This window comes from Paenalicyclobacillus ferrooxydans (assembly GCF_001399675.1).
Lineage (GTDB): Bacteria > Bacillota > Bacilli > Alicyclobacillales > Alicyclobacillaceae > Alicyclobacillus_B > Alicyclobacillus_B ferrooxydans.
Genome location: NZ_LJCO01000008.1, coordinates 124473 through 139759, shown reverse-complemented (window position 1 = coordinate 139759; position 15287 = coordinate 124473). Strand labels below are relative to the sequence as shown.

The 15287-nt window shown below is 49.0% G+C and carries 13 protein-coding genes and 1 pseudogene; 7 read left to right on the top strand and 7 right to left on the bottom strand.

Annotated features, from left to right (window positions below):
* The first annotated feature begins 110 nt into the window (after positions 1-110).
* Complete coding sequence (locus AN477_RS00785; protein WP_054967282.1) at positions 111-335, top strand: hypothetical protein; 225 nt, start codon at positions 111-113, stop codon at positions 333-335.
* 12 nt (positions 336-347) lie between these two features.
* On the opposite strand, the gene AN477_RS00780 is transcribed toward AN477_RS00785, so the two are convergent.
* From AN477_RS00780 to AN477_RS00765, 4 genes are all read right to left on the bottom strand, one after another.
* Entirely contained in the window at positions 348-1256 is a 909-nt protein-coding gene (locus AN477_RS00780; protein WP_054967281.1) for an EamA family transporter, read from the bottom strand.
* Between the two features lie 96 nt (positions 1257-1352).
* Positions 1353-2213 carry a DUF421 domain-containing protein gene (locus AN477_RS00775; protein ID WP_054967280.1) on the bottom strand — a complete coding sequence of 287 codons (861 nt, stop codon included), beginning with the start codon at positions 2211-2213 and terminating at the stop codon, positions 1353-1355.
* Between the two features lie 85 nt (positions 2214-2298).
* Positions 2299-3354 carry a cytochrome d ubiquinol oxidase subunit II gene (locus AN477_RS00770; protein ID WP_054967279.1) on the bottom strand — a complete coding sequence of 352 codons (1056 nt, stop codon included), beginning with the start codon at positions 3352-3354 and terminating at the stop codon, positions 2299-2301.
* Positions 3351-4712 (bottom strand): cytochrome ubiquinol oxidase subunit I, encoded by a 1362-nt coding sequence (locus tag AN477_RS00765; RefSeq protein ID WP_054967278.1) that lies wholly within the window; start codon positions 4710-4712, stop codon positions 3351-3353. The genes AN477_RS00770 and AN477_RS00765 overlap by 4 nt, the downstream gene beginning before the upstream one ends.
* Positions 4713-5003: 291 nt before the next feature.
* Here AN477_RS00765 and AN477_RS00760 point away from each other — a divergent pair, with 291 nt between their 5' ends.
* On the top strand, positions 5004-6242 hold the full coding sequence (locus tag AN477_RS00760; RefSeq protein ID WP_054967277.1) for a sensor histidine kinase: 1239 nt from the start codon (positions 5004-5006) through the stop codon (positions 6240-6242).
* Positions 6243-6263: 21 nt separating this feature from the next.
* Entirely contained in the window at positions 6264-6914 is a 651-nt protein-coding gene (locus tag AN477_RS00755; protein WP_054967276.1) for a response regulator transcription factor, read from the top strand.
* Positions 6915-6938: 24 nt separating this feature from the next.
* Here AN477_RS00755 and AN477_RS25345 read toward each other — a convergent pair.
* Positions 6939-7148, bottom strand: a pseudogene (locus tag AN477_RS25345) (pyridine nucleotide-disulfide oxidoreductase); the annotation flags it as partial.
* Between the two features lie 95 nt (positions 7149-7243).
* Positions 7244-8038, bottom strand: a complete 795-nt coding sequence (locus AN477_RS00745) for a sulfite exporter TauE/SafE family protein (RefSeq protein ID WP_054967274.1) — start codon at positions 8036-8038, stop codon at positions 7244-7246.
* Positions 8039-8313: 275 nt separating this feature from the next.
* Between AN477_RS00745 and AN477_RS00740 the strand changes: the two genes are divergently transcribed.
* Both AN477_RS00740 and cydB read left to right on the top strand, forming a co-directional pair.
* Entirely contained in the window at positions 8314-9717 is a 1404-nt protein-coding gene (locus AN477_RS00740) for a cytochrome ubiquinol oxidase subunit I (RefSeq protein WP_054967273.1), read from the top strand.
* A 44-nt stretch (positions 9718-9761) separates the two neighbouring features.
* Entirely contained in the window at positions 9762-10775 is a 1014-nt protein-coding gene (cydB, locus tag AN477_RS00735) for a cytochrome d ubiquinol oxidase subunit II (RefSeq protein ID WP_054967272.1), read from the top strand.
* A gap of 314 nt (positions 10776-11089) precedes the next feature.
* On the opposite strand, the gene AN477_RS00730 is transcribed toward cydB, so the two are convergent.
* Complete coding sequence (locus AN477_RS00730; RefSeq protein WP_054967271.1) at positions 11090-12217, bottom strand: sensor histidine kinase; 1128 nt, start codon at positions 12215-12217, stop codon at positions 11090-11092.
* 146 nt (positions 12218-12363) lie between these two features.
* Here AN477_RS00730 and AN477_RS00725 point away from each other — a divergent pair, with 146 nt between their 5' ends.
* Together AN477_RS00725 and AN477_RS00720 are read left to right on the top strand one after the other, a co-directional pair.
* A complete protein-coding gene (locus tag AN477_RS00725; RefSeq protein WP_083485811.1) occupies positions 12364-14145 on the top strand; it encodes a spore germination protein in 1782 nt (593 codons plus the stop codon).
* Complete coding sequence (locus tag AN477_RS00720; RefSeq protein WP_157061740.1) at positions 14124-15284, top strand: Ger(x)C family spore germination protein; 1161 nt, start codon at positions 14124-14126, stop codon at positions 15282-15284. Before AN477_RS00725 ends, AN477_RS00720 begins: the two co-directional genes overlap by 22 nt.
* Positions 15285-15287 lie beyond the last annotated feature (3 nt).

Below are 15287 nucleotides of genomic sequence, written 5' to 3'. Positions count from 1 at the left end.
TTCGTTGGGGTTGATTTCTATTTCGCAACTGTTTTCGATCAAGTACCGTCAGAAACTGCGAGACTTTGTCGAATAATATGTAAAGTATTCGTAGAGAGAAGGGAACACGTGTGGAAAGCTTCGTATATTGCTTGAATTGCGATTGCCTTCACCTAGCTTCAGAAGTTAAGCGACAGTTCTCAACCGGATTTCGACGAATCAACGGGGTTGATTACGCGCTCGGCGTGTGCAACATCACTTCCCGAAAAGAGGCATTAACTGGACATGTGAACAGCCTTCGCGCGACCGCAGTTGCGGACGGGAAACCTGCGCAAGAAGATGCCATTGGTGCCTAGTGCAGACGTCAACTAGATACCAAGCAAGATGACGCCCACACACACAATCAGTGAGCTCAACCAGGTGGCTATCGTCAGCCGTTCCAGTTTATTCATGAACAGGCCTGCGAGAAGTGCCACAATGACAGGTTGCGTACCCATGATGACAGACACCGTGGATACGGGAACGTCTGATACAGCCTCAAAAAACAGATATACCGCGGCTGACATGACAACACCAGCCGAGACGATAGAGAGGTTCATATGGGACCAGTAGTGCCTGAGAAGCGGAACTAGTCGGCCCGTTAGAGACAGAAAAACGATGTACAAGAGCAGAGCAGCCCAGGTGTCGACAACGCCGGCAAAGAGCGAGTCAATCGGGTACAGTATGCCAACTTTGCGAAAGGCGTACCCAACTCCCTGGAACAAAGTTGCCCAAACGGCAATCGCGATACCGCTCTTTACAACATCACTTGGCGCAAACCTCGTTGGAAACAGTTTTTGTTCGAAGAGCAGCAAGAACACACCAACCAGCAAAACACCGATGCCAGTTTTATCAAAGAGCGTCAACCGTTCTCGCAAAATGACCAGTGCCACCGTCAGTGTAACGAGCGGAGACATCGCTGCAATGATAGAACCTCGTGTAGCTCCAATCCGGGATATCGCTGTGTAAAGTGCGAGGCGTCCGAAAAGTGTCGCTAACAGTCCAGACAGAGCACAGAACAAAATACCCATGGTTCCCGCCAAGCCTTTATCCATCAAGGGCCCTCTGTCATATGAAACATCGATAGTCAAAGTGATCGACAGAATGACTCCTGTGATCAACAAGACGGGAAACAGTCCGTAATCAGAAGGTAGTGTGTCGTCCTGCCCTTTCCGGATTAAGAGGTTTGAGACGGCGTAACAGGTTGCTGATAGCAAGGCAGTCAATTCCCCGTGCACATTCACCCCTCCAACGGCGGACAAGTTGGTACATTTACCACCATACGCCGCGTTAGGACAAATATGCTTCGAATCGTTGCCAAACTGACCTGTCGGTTATCCCTTTAAATACGGCCCCACCTTTTCAATCACTTCCTGCAGTTGTTGTGAACACGTTGTATACAAGGCCTTTGCTTCCGGATTTTTGGTTTCCAATGCGAAATTTTCAAGGTCAGCCTGAATCTTCTTCAACGACGCTGCTTGTAAGGGTTTCTCTTTAACTTGTGGTTCTTTCTGGGGGTCAGAGTACAAGTCCACGTACAAACTGCCATTTGAGTCTACCTGAGCAAGAAAAACGTCTTCGAATCGCTTTGCACCCTGTTTCAGGATTTCCCCGTACAGCCACTCTTTCGTATAGCCGCTTCTGTCCAGGGACTGCTCCATCACATTTCCGTCCACGATCAAGACTCGTGGTTCACGCTCTGACAAGACCGGAATCCCGGCAGCTTTCGGCGTGAGGGGTTCCACATCAGATTTTCTCATGACGTTCAGTGTTCCGTTTGTCTCCAGAATGGCAAACTCGACATCCGCAAGCTTAAAAGCGTTTTTGGTGCGAAGCAGCAACATCATTTCGTCGATGTCGAGCTTCGCCTTCTTCAAGTTCCCATCCAAAACATTGCCGTTCCGAATCAATACGGTCGGTCTCCCATCAATCAAGAGGCGTGCACGATGTGATTTTCTTTGCAGCCAAGACATGATTAGTGAGAGAGCCGTCCAGATGAGCAATGCGATAATAGCGTGCAGGTCACGGATTTCATCCAGCGACCACGAAGCGGCAATGTTCCCGATGGTGATACCCGCGATATAGTCAAAGAAGTTTAACTGGGCAACCTGACGTTTCCCCATGATCCGAGCCAGGATAAACAAGACGACGAAAGCGAACAGCGATTGATACAAAACTTCTGGCGTAGTTGCCATGTACAGCCCTCCACGTCACAACGTGCACTGAGACGTAGTTTGCCAGGAACTGAGTTGCACCATACCGACTGTCCCCTACTTGCCGTCACTGTGAACCTGTGGTGGACCTCCCGGATACGTAATCGCGGTCCGTAATAAACAGATGACGAAACCACAAAAATCCAGGTGTCAGAATGAGCATTCCTACGCCAAGTACAAGCAACGTTGCTCGGAACATGATGGGATTCGAGACCGAATTGGCAAAGGTCACATAGGGGTAGAGCCAATAGACAGCATGTGCAAGACCGTAAGCAAAGTGTGCCGTCGTTAACTGAACTAACGTAAACACCAGGGAGATATTGAGGAACCTGAGTCCCTTGTCTGTCTTGCCAAAACGTCCAGCCCACCATAAGGCTCCGTAGGACACAGCGAATGACGCAAGTGAAGCAGCCAATATGGGCCACCAATGCATCATCCGCGCTGCCATGTTGAGACTCCCCGGCACCCGTACGGTTACCGCGGCAACCCCCGCGATGAGGCTCACGGGTCCAGTCCAGAGAGCTTGCCTGCGGTAGCGGGCATACACAGAGAATTGTCGGCCAAGGTACGCGTAACGACTGAGAAAGAGAGCAGCCACATACAGAGCCAATGTGATGCCAAACACCGTGTACAGATAAACAGCTGGACTCATGAAGAAGTAAAGCGTCCGGAGCCGAGACACCCCGTCCATCACATTGACGAAACCACCTTGCGACAACGGCAACAAGGTTGAAAATACTCCCGGCAATATCAAACCTGTAATACCAACCACCAGAATCGTTTGGCTTTGCCGATGGGCTGATGCATAGCCAAACTGCCAATACGCGCCGCGCAGAGCGATCAAGGCCAAAAGGAGTGTCGCTGGTACGAGCAGCACCGTTCCATACGCAAACACAGCACCCGGGAACAATCCCACAAGGGTCACCGGAATCAGAATCAGAAACGCATTAATCAGTTCCCACGTTGGACTGACGTAATTTCTCGCGATGGCTTCTGCGTTCCATTCACCCCGCCGATTGAAATACCAGCGCCAGAAACTTGACCCAAAGTCGATTGCGCCGAGAATGCCATAGACAAGGATGAGCAGCCAGATCAAACCTGCACCCACATGAATGAGTGTCATGCTGACACACCTCGCTTCTTCACTGGACTTGTTTCCGTGGAGCAGGACATCCCGTCTGTCGGTAATGGATGCTTGCGGAAATACACTCGAAGTGCCCAAATTGTACCCGCCAGGAGTACAGTGTAAAGAGATAGAAATCCGCCGAACATCCAGCTGATGCCTCCCGAAGCCGTAACCGCTTGAGAGACGTGCAGGTATCCATAAATCATCCATGGTTGTCGCGCAATCTCAGCAATGACCCAACCGTCTTCAATGCCGCCCATGGACAAAATCCCAGTTGTTACGATGGTCCAAAGCAGCCATCTCGGCATGCTTCTTTGGCGCCACAAGTACAGAACATAAACCCCAGCGACCGCGATAGAGAAGGAACCAATGCTCACCATCACATCAAACAAACTGTGGACGAAGAGCGGCGGCCAGGTTGTCCTTGGAAATGCGTCCAATCCAGTGACTTGACCCGACAGGCTTCCGGTGGCAAGAAAACTCAGCAACCCTGGGATAGCGATACCTCCGACAACCTTCCCGGTGGCTGCATTGACGACCCCACCGATAACAAGTGGTGCATGATGAGTTGTTTGAAACAATCCTTCTGCAGCAGCTAACTTCTCTGGCTGAAAGTGAGCTAAGAACTTCCCCGACGCATCTCCGATTACAGCGGTTGCAACCGCCATCACGCCCCCAAATATAATCGTCAAGCGCAGCACCTTGTTGTGGTAGTCTCGTTCAACCTTTGTTATACCCCGCTTCAAAAGACCCTTTGCGGCAATAGCTGCGAAGACAAACCCCACCGTCATATAAGCGGACACCAACACGTGAGCAAGTTCAGTAGGCATCGCAGGACTGAGCATTGCTTGCCAGGGATGTGCATCTGTGACCCTTCCATTCACCCATTGAAATCCGACCGGGGTATTCATGAATGCATTTACATCTGTGATGAGAAGAGCTGACAGTCCGCTGCCGACAGATACCAATCCCGCGCTGATAATTCGGGTACGGGCTGACAAGCGTTGTCCGCCATAGATATAGATGGCTAGGAACAACGATTCCAGCATGAAAGCAAAGACCTCAATTTGAAAGGGAAGGTTAATAACCTGACCGACTGTTTTCATAAATCCTGGCCAGAGGACCGATAACATGACCGCAACCGTCGTCCCAGTAACGAGCCCAACGCCGACCAAGAGAACCAGTACCATCGTGACACGCTTCGCAAATAATCGATATATTTCCTGACCTGTCTTCAGGTGAAGGATTTCAGCCACAACAATCAACATTGGTGCTCCCACAGAAATGGTCGCATAGGCAATGTGATAACCCAGGGTAATCCCAAACAGTGCACGTGCCATCATTACATGTGACATATGTCTCAACTCCTTGCGGGTATTTCATCGGTAAACAGGTTGACCATTGTCTTCTGATGTCGTAGACGACAACCTTTCAAATTCATTGATTGTGCGCCAAACGGCCAGACTATGAACGACGAAGAACCCACGCGCGGTTCTCTGTCATGGTACGTCTGTCCACAGAGGTGTTCCATCGGGTAAAACCCGATTAGGGTAAACACCTGATTGGAAATCTCGTTATTTATCGGGATAAGATGTATACCTAACGCAGGATATCTGAAGAGCAGATTCCGTAATGGAGAGGTTGGAATGGTGGAGCCATCTGCACGGGTCTTGGGGTTTGTTCGAATTACGTGGACAATGCTGATTGGGACAGGGTTTCTTCTCGCAGCATATCTTCGCTTCAGAGACACCAGTCTCGGCATTGCAATGGTGTTGTTACTGATTGGTTCAATCATCGGCTTCGCCGTACTTGTACACGAATCCAGGGACCTTCGCAAGATGGAGTACGGAAGATTTCGTGAACTATTCACCTCGCTGAGCGATGGCATTATCGTGATGGATCCTAATCGATCTATTGTATATACAAACCCAGCTGCCGTTCGCATGACTGGTTGGAATTTAAATGACACGGTACCGTATTGCCGATACTGCCAAGAACGGCAATTGGCCCCAGGAGAGCAACGCTGTCTGCTCGCCCAAGAGCGCGATCGCAGCTACTTCGAATCACAGCTTCCAACGAGGACAGAGGGCTGGGTCACAGTCGGAATGAGCCGTACCTTTCTCATGCCCCAAAATGATTCGAGAATACGAGACATGGTCATCACAATTCGAGATGTTACGCTTGAGCAGCAAGAAGAAGAACTTCGGTTGACGAGGCGGCTTACTTACCAAACTTGGAAGGTTCAAGAGGAAGAAAGAAAACGGCTTTCACAAGAGCTTCACGATGGTGTTTCCCAGAGCCTGTACGCAGTCAATCTGGGCTTGGGTCATCTTGCAAAGCATATCGACACCCCGAAGCTGTCCGCTAAAATTCGTGAACTTCAACAGCAAATGGACACGAGTATCGAAGAGGTACGAGCCCTGTCCAAAACACTGTATCCGGCTGTTTTGTACAGTCTTGGACTCGTAGCTGCGCTGCAAACCTTTGCGGAAACCATGACAAACACAAACCTCATGGTGTCGTACATCACCAATATACCGAGCGACACTCAGGTTCCCCCGGAGACTGCAGTCCACATCTACCGTATCGTTCAGGAAGCCACACACAACGCCGTCTTGCATGGACGCGCCGATTTTGTGGTCATTCAACTGAATCAAGAGAACGACATCATAACACTCGACATCCATGACAATGGCATAGGGTTTCGCCCTGAAAGTCAAGATTTCACCGGATATGGCCTTCGCAACATGCAAGAACGCGCACGGGCGATCGGGAGTCCCTTTTCCATTACGAGCCATGAGCGAGAGGGGACTCAGATTCATCTTGTCATTCCTATGTCCTGGAGAAAAACCTTGCCGTCTTCAAACGCCAAACAATTGCCATGACGAAAAAGGGGGAAAGTTTTGATGCAGCCAACGACCATTCTACTTGTTGATGACCATGCCCTCGTTCGTCAGGGGATTCGACTGTTACTGGAGGAGGAAAGCAATCTCGAGGTAGTAGGCGAAGCGGAAAGCGGTGATGAAGCAGTGCCATTGGCCGTTCGTCTTCAACCAGACATTATACTGATGGACGTCCACATGCCAAAGGGGACAGACGGAATCGTAGCCACGCGCCACATCCGAGAGACGGTCCCCGCCAGCCGCGTTCTCATGTTGACGATGTTCGATGACGAGCCGCACATTGAACGAATGCTCAGTGCAGGCGCCAGCGGAGTCTTGTTCAAGCATGACTCCAGCGACCAGATTATCGAGGCCATTCGAGCAATTTTAGCTTCCCCGTCCATCCCGTATCTGCCAGCCCGCATTCCGCTAGACACAAAAACACGCATACTGCAGCGTCTACAGACCCAGAAACACGCTCGGTCCTTACTGTCGCCCCGCGAAACAGAGGTGCTGACGCTGATTGCACGGGGGTACACCAACAAAGAGGTTGCCGACCGACTTCACATCAGTATCAAGACCGTCGAAGCTCACAGGGCTCATATCGTTGCGCGGATTCAGGCTCGCTCGCGAGCAGATCTAATACAATACGCGGCAAGCCAGCACCTCATATAAATCAAATGCGGACAGCCTCGAATCAGACTCCTCATCCCGTTCTGTCACCTCGCGCTCTACCTGCCCAGCACCCACTAAAGTCCACAGGGGTTGGTAGTAGTGTTTTTCAGCCGGGTCCACAATGGCGATCTCGTTGAGAAGTCTATTATCAGCACGCAGGAGTTGCGCTGCAGTGGTAATCCCACCCGTTCCGCCGCCAACGATGACCACTGTGTAGTGTAACGTGTTGCTCATCTGTCATCTCTCCTCGCTCATATTTTTCATTTGAATACTTCTTCACTGCTTTTCATAGGCTGAGTCACACTCAAGCTTGGGATGAAGTCACTCGCCTATGCGATATGCGTCTGCAGCGCTTGGAAGCTCATCACAAGCATGTACAGTGCGACAACAGCGATGACTCCGGAAAAAACGTATCGCAGCGTCGTCTTCTGTTTCCCGAGTCTGCTTGCCAACATGGTTCCGGCGATTCCGCCCGCCGCCCCGCCTAAAATAAACGGGATAACAATGCCCCAATTGACCAGCCCAGACAAGCTGTAGCTGACCGCTGTTGTCAACCCGAAACTTCCAACCGAAAACAACGATGTCCCAACGGCTTCAACCATTGAGAGTCCTGCGGAGTACATGAGCGCCGGGACAATGAGAAAACCTCCGCCGATACCGAAAAATCCAGATAAGATACCGACAGTTCCTGCACTTGCTGGCAACCGCCAGAAACGCCCTCGTTGAGATGCTGCGGAATCCCCACTACTCCCCGGCAAATTTCCCTTCATCATGCGATACGCCATGACAAGCATGAGGACCGCAAATAGAAACAATATATCTTTCGAAGGAACCAGCTTGCCGACAAAGGAACCGAAAGCCGCTCCGACGGCTCCGAAGATTGCAAACCAGACAGCGGGCTTCCAGCGAACGTGACCGGATCGTGCGTGAGGAAGTAAGTTAAAATACGCATTCACGGCGACTGCCATGGCCGTACTTCCAATGACGACATGTGCATCATGGATCCCAACCACGTACAGCAGCAGCGGTACGGCCAAGATCGAACCTCCTCCACCAAGCAGACCCAAAGCAAACCCAACGGTTCCTCCCGAAACGACTGATAGAATGTCTTGAACGTCTGTCATCTGTTCGTTCTCACCTCCCGCTTGAACAAAATAACATGTCCCTCAAACCTCTTGACATCGGGGAAAACCCTAGTCGCAAGTTGTAACATTAGCGGTCATTCAAACATCGAAATGAATCAGAAATTGCAGTCTCTATGAACAGCTATCGAACATGACCTCAGCAGGTTACATACCCTCGTATAAAACTTCCACGCTATACCAAACTAGGACAAGGAATAACCTGGACGAGTCGATTGACTCCCAAAATCTGAGGCAAGAACTCCGGGGTGACAATGATGTGGGTTACATGGCTAGACCGATGGCAATTTGGTATGACGACGGTATATCATTTTTTGTTCGTGCCGCTGACCATTGGGCTGGCGTTTCTAATCAGCATTATGGAGACTTTGTACATTATCAAAGGAGACCGAGTTTATCTGCGCATGGCGAAATTCTGGGGCAAACTGTTCCTGATTAACTTTGCCCTTGGGGTTGTGACCGGCATCATGCAGGAATTCCAATTCGGCATGAACTGGTCCAGCTACTCCAGATTTGTCGGCGATGTCTTTGGCGCCCCACTTGCGATTGAATCACTGGCAGCGTTCTTTCTTGAATCTGCGTTTATCGGTGTTTGGTTGTTTGGCTGGAATCACGTTCCGCGCAAAGTACACCTGCTCTCCATCTGGATGGTCGCGTTTGGCGTCAGCCTGTCGGCATTTTGGATTCTTACAGCTAACGCCTTTATGCAAGAGCCAGTCGGCTACGCGGTTATCAACGGCCGGGCACAAATGAACAGCTTCGGTGCGCTCATCACGAATCCGCAATTGCGTGTTGAATTTCCTCATGTGTGGTTAGGCGCAATCACGACTGGATCATTTTTTGTCGCCGGGGTGAGCGCGTATTACCTGCTTCGTCGACGCGAAACTGCCTTGTTTGCTAAGTCCTTTCGAATCGCTATTTATGCCGGCCTCATCTCGAGTCTGTTGGTAGCCGTAGTTGGTCACGCCCAAGGACAGTTGCTAATACACAGTCAACCGATGAAAATGGCCGCTTCAGAAGCTCTGTGGCACACCAGCCCGTATCACGCACCCTGGTCATTGGTTGCATGGATTGATTCTGCCCATCACCGAAACCCAATTGATATCGAAATCCCATACGCGCTCAGTATTCTGTCTTATAACCACACGTACGGCTCTGTCCCGGGAATCGATGAGTTGCAAGCACAGTACATCCGTCAATACGGCCCGGGAAACTACGTTCCCTCGGTTTGGGTCACCTTTTGGACGTTCCGCCTGATGGTGTTCGCCGGTTCACTGATGATCCTGCTTGCCTTGTACGGAGCATTTCGAGGTCTTCGGGATGATGAGTGGCTTGTAAAGCGTAGAAAGTACCTGAAGATCATGGTTTGGGCCATTGCCCTTCCCTACATAGCGAATACAACGGGCTGGTTAATGACAGAGATGGGAAGGCAGCCATGGGCAGTAAACGGATTGCTCAAGACCATTGACAGCATCTCGCCAACCGTAGGAGCCCCGCTTGTTTTGATGACAATTCTCGGGTTCGGCATTGTCTATCTGGCCTTTGCTGTTATCGACGTGTATCTGTTTTACCAATTCATTCATAGAGGACCCGATGCTGACGATGGCCCCGATGAAATGGATCCTACAGACACTTTACGGACGATCGAACCGCAGATCTGAACCATGCGTAAGACAGGAATGAAATTTCAGGGGAGGCCAGCTTCATGAGTCTCAACGTCTTGTGGTTTATCATTATCGCCGTCCTTTTCACGGGTTTCTTTGTATTGGAGGGATTTGACTTCGGTGTAGGCATCCTGACACCCTTTCTCGGAAAGACAGACGAAGAGCGGCGACTCCTTATCAATAGCATAGGTCCGTTTTGGGATGCCAACGAAGTATGGTTCATCACGGCAGGCGCTGCGATGTTTGCAGCATTCCCAAATTGGTATGCAACGCTCTTCAGTGGGTTTTACGTCCCCCTGTTTCTCATGTTGCTGGCATTAATGGCCCGGGGCACGGCGTTCGAGTTCCGGAGCAAGTTACACCATCCGGGCTGGCGAGTCTTCTGGGACTATGCAGCATGCGTCGGCAGTTTGCTTCCGCCTGTACTTTGGGGTGTCGCTCTGTCGAACTTGATGAAGGGTGTCCCTATTGACGCACACATGAACTATGTAGGTACGTTCTGGGATTTGCTCAGCCCATTTACTATCCTCGGCGGTATCTCTCTCGCCTTGATGTGCACACTTCATGGTGCTCTATTTCTGACACTTCGACTTGAAGGCGAGCTTCGCAACAAAGCTAGGCAAACGGCCAAACGGATTGGTGTGTGGACCACAATGGCGATGTTTCTATTCGTTGTCTACAGCTATTTTCAAACGGACCTCTTCCAGAAGGTCGGTCTGGATCCTGGCAGCTTGCCGGTATTGGCTGGAATCACACTCCTCTCGGTACCCTTTCTCGTCTACACAGAACATGACGGTTGGGCATTTTTACTGAACGCAGTCACTATCGCATGTTCCAGCGCAACAGTGTTCTACGATTTATTCCCGCGTGTCATGCTTAGTTCACTCAACCCTGCCTGGAATCTGACGATATATAACGCTGCGAGCGGACACTATTCCTTGACTGTGATGAGTATTATTGCGTTGACATTGCTGCCGATTGTGATGGCCTACCAACTATGGACGTATTGGGTCTTTCGTCGTCGGCTGAAACCAGGGGGGCATCTGGACTATTAATCAGGCACTAACACAGACCAATACTCCCCCGCTTCTGCGTAGGAAGTATTGGTCGTTCTCACAGCTCTTTGGTTTTTCCTCTTCAAGAGGGGTATCCCGACGCCGTTCAGTGAGTCACGGTTGTCGGCATGCTCAGCCTTATGCTGAGCGATCGACATGCGACGCCTTTACTCCGTTTGCAGCTCTTCCTCTAGACCCATGCAGAGTCGGATCGACATGTTCCTGAGCGATAGCTGAGTGTTTGTGATTTATTATTCATCGTAGGAAAAGGAGCAACGCCTATCACTGAGGTCTGCATCTAACTGGAGTCTTCTCTAAGTCGTGGATTTTACGTACTTCCGTGGAATGACAATGTGAAATGTCGTCTTCTGCTCATCTGAATGGCATTCAATCGTGCCGCCATGACCCGTAATTATTTTTCGACACAGATAAAGTCCGATACCTGTACCCAGCTTTTTCGTCGATACAAATGGTTCGAAAATGGTTGAAATCATATTGGGGGGAATCGCTGGCCCGTTGTTTGAGATATCTACAATAAAATGTCCATTATCCGCGTAACCTTGAATACAAATCACCTTTTCGGAACATGCAGCCAGAGCATCGATTGAATTCATGATGATGTTGATTAATACTTGGCGAAATTCAGAACGATAACCAAATAACGTGCCAGATTCGTCGAGGTCGGAGGTAACCTGAACATTTGAGTTTACGATGACAGGATATAAGAAATTCAAGGTTTCATGAACTATCTCTCCTAGCCGAAACCATTGCTTTTCAGGCTCATCCCCCCCTCTTTTTGAAATAAGGAGGAACTGGGTTACGCGGAATTTCAATTCATCTAATTCCTTTGCTAGGACATCGATGTATTCCAAGGACGGGTATTTCTCACGTAAGAGATGCACAAATCCGATTACTGAAGTCAACGGATTCCTAAATTCATGAACAAAACTCGAAGACATCTGCCCCAAAATCGTCAACTTGTCCTCATGTAACTGCTCGATGAACATCGACTGTTCCACCAATTGTTGGTCTTTAAGGTCGGTATAGTTGTGAACTGCACTGTACAAGAACTGGTCAAACAACGTATTGAACCCTTCAAAAACTGGGTACAAGTCCTGGATTGGTATGTCGATTTTGGGAATATGAGAAAAAAGCGCAGTACGCCCCACTGCTACGTTGTAAACGAATTCACTAATATTCACATTGGCTTGTACGCGTTCATAAGACACCTTGGAGGCTAGTTCTTGTAATGCTGCCATGTGCGTGGCTTTGCCTCTGGCCGAATCAATAATGACGTCTATCATCATAGAACCATTTGTCTTTATAACTTCTAGATACGGATCCTCCTGGTTTGCTATAGCCCTAGACATCCATGTGTTGAGGAGTTCATTACGATGCCCTTCAAGATAATCAGCAATCCGTTCACCTACAATGCCAGCCAAGGAAATGCCTCCCTCCTGGAGAACTCGAAGAACCGTGTCCAGAACTGTACGTTTCATTTTCACTTGACTACTCTAAGGTTAACGCCTTTGTGCAAATATACCACAAAGGAAAGTATTTGAATTTTACTCCATTTATTTGTGAGTGAATGAATTTCACCCACCTTCCGTTCCAATTTCACCTGCGGGTTTTAATTTTGTCTCACTTCAATCGGAATATCCTGCCACTAAGAGAGACATACATTGATTTGAGTTGGGGAATCTTAACTTTGGTAGACAGATATGGCCTCTTCGATATGGTGGTGAAATCGTTCGTGTTTAAGATTCCTGGACGCAAAAAATTTCAGCTCCTAGGTACAAGAACTCAAAACGTCCGGGACTATCGAAATTCTCCGCACTACAAGGGGGATTTAAATCAGGTCCTTGAACATTTCGCTGAAACACTAGGTAAAAGCGATGATTACATAGTACGGCTCACGGAAATTGCCGGACGCTCAGCTGCTTGCATATTTATCACTACTGTCTGCGACCATAAAGCTGTTGAGGAGTGCCTAAGAAGCCTTCAGCAACACCAATTTCCCCGACTATCTCCCAAGGATCTTGCTCAATACTTAACTGAAAAGGTTCTTCCAAGTTCGAATAGTATATACGTGACAAATTTACACGCACTGAGAGAATCGATCACTTCCGGAGATTTAGTGTTGCTGGTTGATGGGGTCGTCCCTGCGATTGTACTGGGTGCCAAGTTTGTTGAACACCGTACACCGGAGCAGCCTTATATTGAATCTTCAGTTCGAGGACCGCAGATTAGCTTCGTAGAGAATTTGGATATAAATATAGGATTACTAAGACAAATATTGAACACTGATACACTTCGGATAAAGAAACTGAACGTTGGATATCGGACCCGGACAGACGTGGCTGTTGTATTCTTGGAAGATGTAGCGAATCCAACACTGATAAACACGGTGCTTGAAAGGATTAACGCAGTCCACGTTGATACGATTAATCAAGGGGCGGAACTGGAACATTTAATCATCGACCACAAATCGTCAATCTTTCCTCTCACCAGAACCGCACAACGAACTGACAGTGTGGCGCATGAAGTGAATCAGGGTAAGGTGGTAATCTTCGTCGACGGTGACCCGACGGTGCTTATGGTTCCGGCTACAATTCGGGATTTCTTTCAGACTTCGGAGGACTTTAGTCACACATTTCACGAAGCCACCTTGGTTCGATGGCTTCGATTTGTATCGTTCATGTTCGGGTTGTACCTCCCAGCCCTTTACATCTCATTTACAGACTATAACCCCGAGTTGTTACCCAAAGTCCTCGGACTGCAAATCGCGAAGTCCAGAGAGGGTGTCCCGTTTCCCGCATTTATTGAGGTTCTCATCATGCAACTTATCATCGAAATTTTACGTGAGGCGACTTTGCGTATGCCAAAACAAATGGGTCAAACGATCGGTATCGTCGGAGGTTTGGTCGTTGGAGAAGCGAGTGTTCAAGCCGGTATCGTAAGTAACATTCTTATAATCGTAGTCGCCTTAGCAGCGGTAAGTATCTTTGTATCCCCGAGTTACGAATTCGCAATTGTAATTCGAGTCGGTACTTGGGTAATGGATGTCGCAGCTGCGTTTTTTGGGTTATACGGTGTAGTGCTTGTGACGATTGCAGGCATATACGAAGTTTGTTTCTTGAAATCGTTTGGCGTATCTTACGCAGACCCGTTCAGTGGAGAATACTTCAGAGACCTCGTTACGGATGGCATAATCAGGGCTCCCTACAACTTGTTTAGGCAACGCCCGCGACATCTACGTGTACAAGACCAAACAGCAGAGTCGCGTTATCGCAACCCCGCAAAACACGCTCCATTAAGTACATCCAGTCCACCGTCAAAAAAAGGAAATTGGCGGAGACCGCTCAAATGATTAGACAACGGATTATTACTTTATCCTGGCTTACCCTGTGCATGCTTTTTTTACCTGGGTGTTGGGATTATCAGAAGATCAATGATCGGTCTCAAATCATAGCCGTAGGTGTAGAACCAACCAGCGACAATCAGAAGATGTTCACGTATACCCTGCAGGTTCCAGTTTTTCAGCAGCCCGGGCAAGGGGGGACGGCTCCTGGAAGCGGCGGTGAAGAGCCAACGTCAAATTACCACAACTACGTTATCTCAGCACTTAGTTTTGATGAGGCCGTATCAAAAGCTCAAACTCAATCAGACAAAGGATTGTACCTCGGAAACATACAACTTATTCTCTATAGCACGAAACTATCCCATGCTCAATTTCGACGCATAACAGGAGAATTCATGCGAAACCCGAGATTTGAAAAGCTATCGTGGGTTGAATTTACGTCACAGCCCCCGTCAGAGGTGCTTGCTGCTAAAACAGACTTGACGCCCGCAGATTCCTTCGATCGGATTTTGAGCTCGTCCGTTAAACAACACGGATACACGGTCCGAACTCATCTCTGGGAGTTTTGGCGCGATTTTTGGACAATCGGCAGGCAGCCGTATGGAGGCGAAATTCAAAAGACGCCTACAGGCTTTCGGGTGGACGGGTTAGTTGTTCCGGTACAACACAATCATTGCATGGAGTTAACTCCGGAAGAAACACTGTACTTCAATATGCTTTGCCGCCGTGTGCAAAGCATTTCCTTCAACGTGATCGACGGAGCAGAGTCCTTTGGGGTAGGTGAGGTTAAGACCAAGTCAAACCTTTCTGTCTCCATGAACAGAGGGCGTGGGCGTGTGCTAAGAGCACAAATCCGTATTAATGCGGTCATCTTACGAGACGAGAGTGACGGATTGGTACCACTCAACCACAAAGACATAAAGCGCTATGAACGAGTGATGTCTGATCAAATAAAAGTGCAAGTTGATCAAATAATTAAAAAATTCCAACACAACGAAACGGATCCTTTTGGTTTTGGGGAGACGCTCGTCACGCAAAATCCCCGAATGGCGGAATATGTAAGCTCGCGGTGGCCTCATGACTTTGCACACGCCACGACCAACATTCAGGTTGAAGTGCGACTAAAGCGTAAAGGCGCTTTAAGGTAAATC

Coding starts and splice junctions, on each gene's coding strand:
- AN477_RS00775 (WP_054967280.1), bottom strand. CDS start 2,213: ATGGCAACTACGCCAGAAGTTTTGTATCAATCGCTGTTCGCTTTCGTC.
- AN477_RS00770 (WP_054967279.1), bottom strand. CDS start 3,354: ATGACACTCATTCATGTGGGTGCAGGTTTGATCTGGCTGCTCATCCTT.
- AN477_RS00765 (WP_054967278.1), bottom strand. CDS start 4,712: ATGTCACATGTAATGATGGCACGTGCACTGTTTGGGATTACCCTGGGT.
- AN477_RS00760 (WP_054967277.1), top strand. CDS start 5,004: ATGGTGGAGCCATCTGCACGGGTCTTGGGGTTTGTTCGAATTACGTGG.
- AN477_RS00755 (WP_054967276.1), top strand. CDS start 6,264: ATGCAGCCAACGACCATTCTACTTGTTGATGACCATGCCCTCGTTCGT.
- AN477_RS00745 (WP_054967274.1), bottom strand. CDS start 8,038: ATGACAGACGTTCAAGACATTCTATCAGTCGTTTCGGGAGGAACCGTT.
- AN477_RS00740 (WP_054967273.1), top strand. CDS start 8,314: ATGTGGGTTACATGGCTAGACCGATGGCAATTTGGTATGACGACGGTA.
- cydB (WP_054967272.1), top strand. CDS start 9,762: ATGAGTCTCAACGTCTTGTGGTTTATCATTATCGCCGTCCTTTTCACG.
- AN477_RS00725 (WP_083485811.1), top strand. CDS start 12,364: ATGAATTTCACCCACCTTCCGTTCCAATTTCACCTGCGGGTTTTAATT.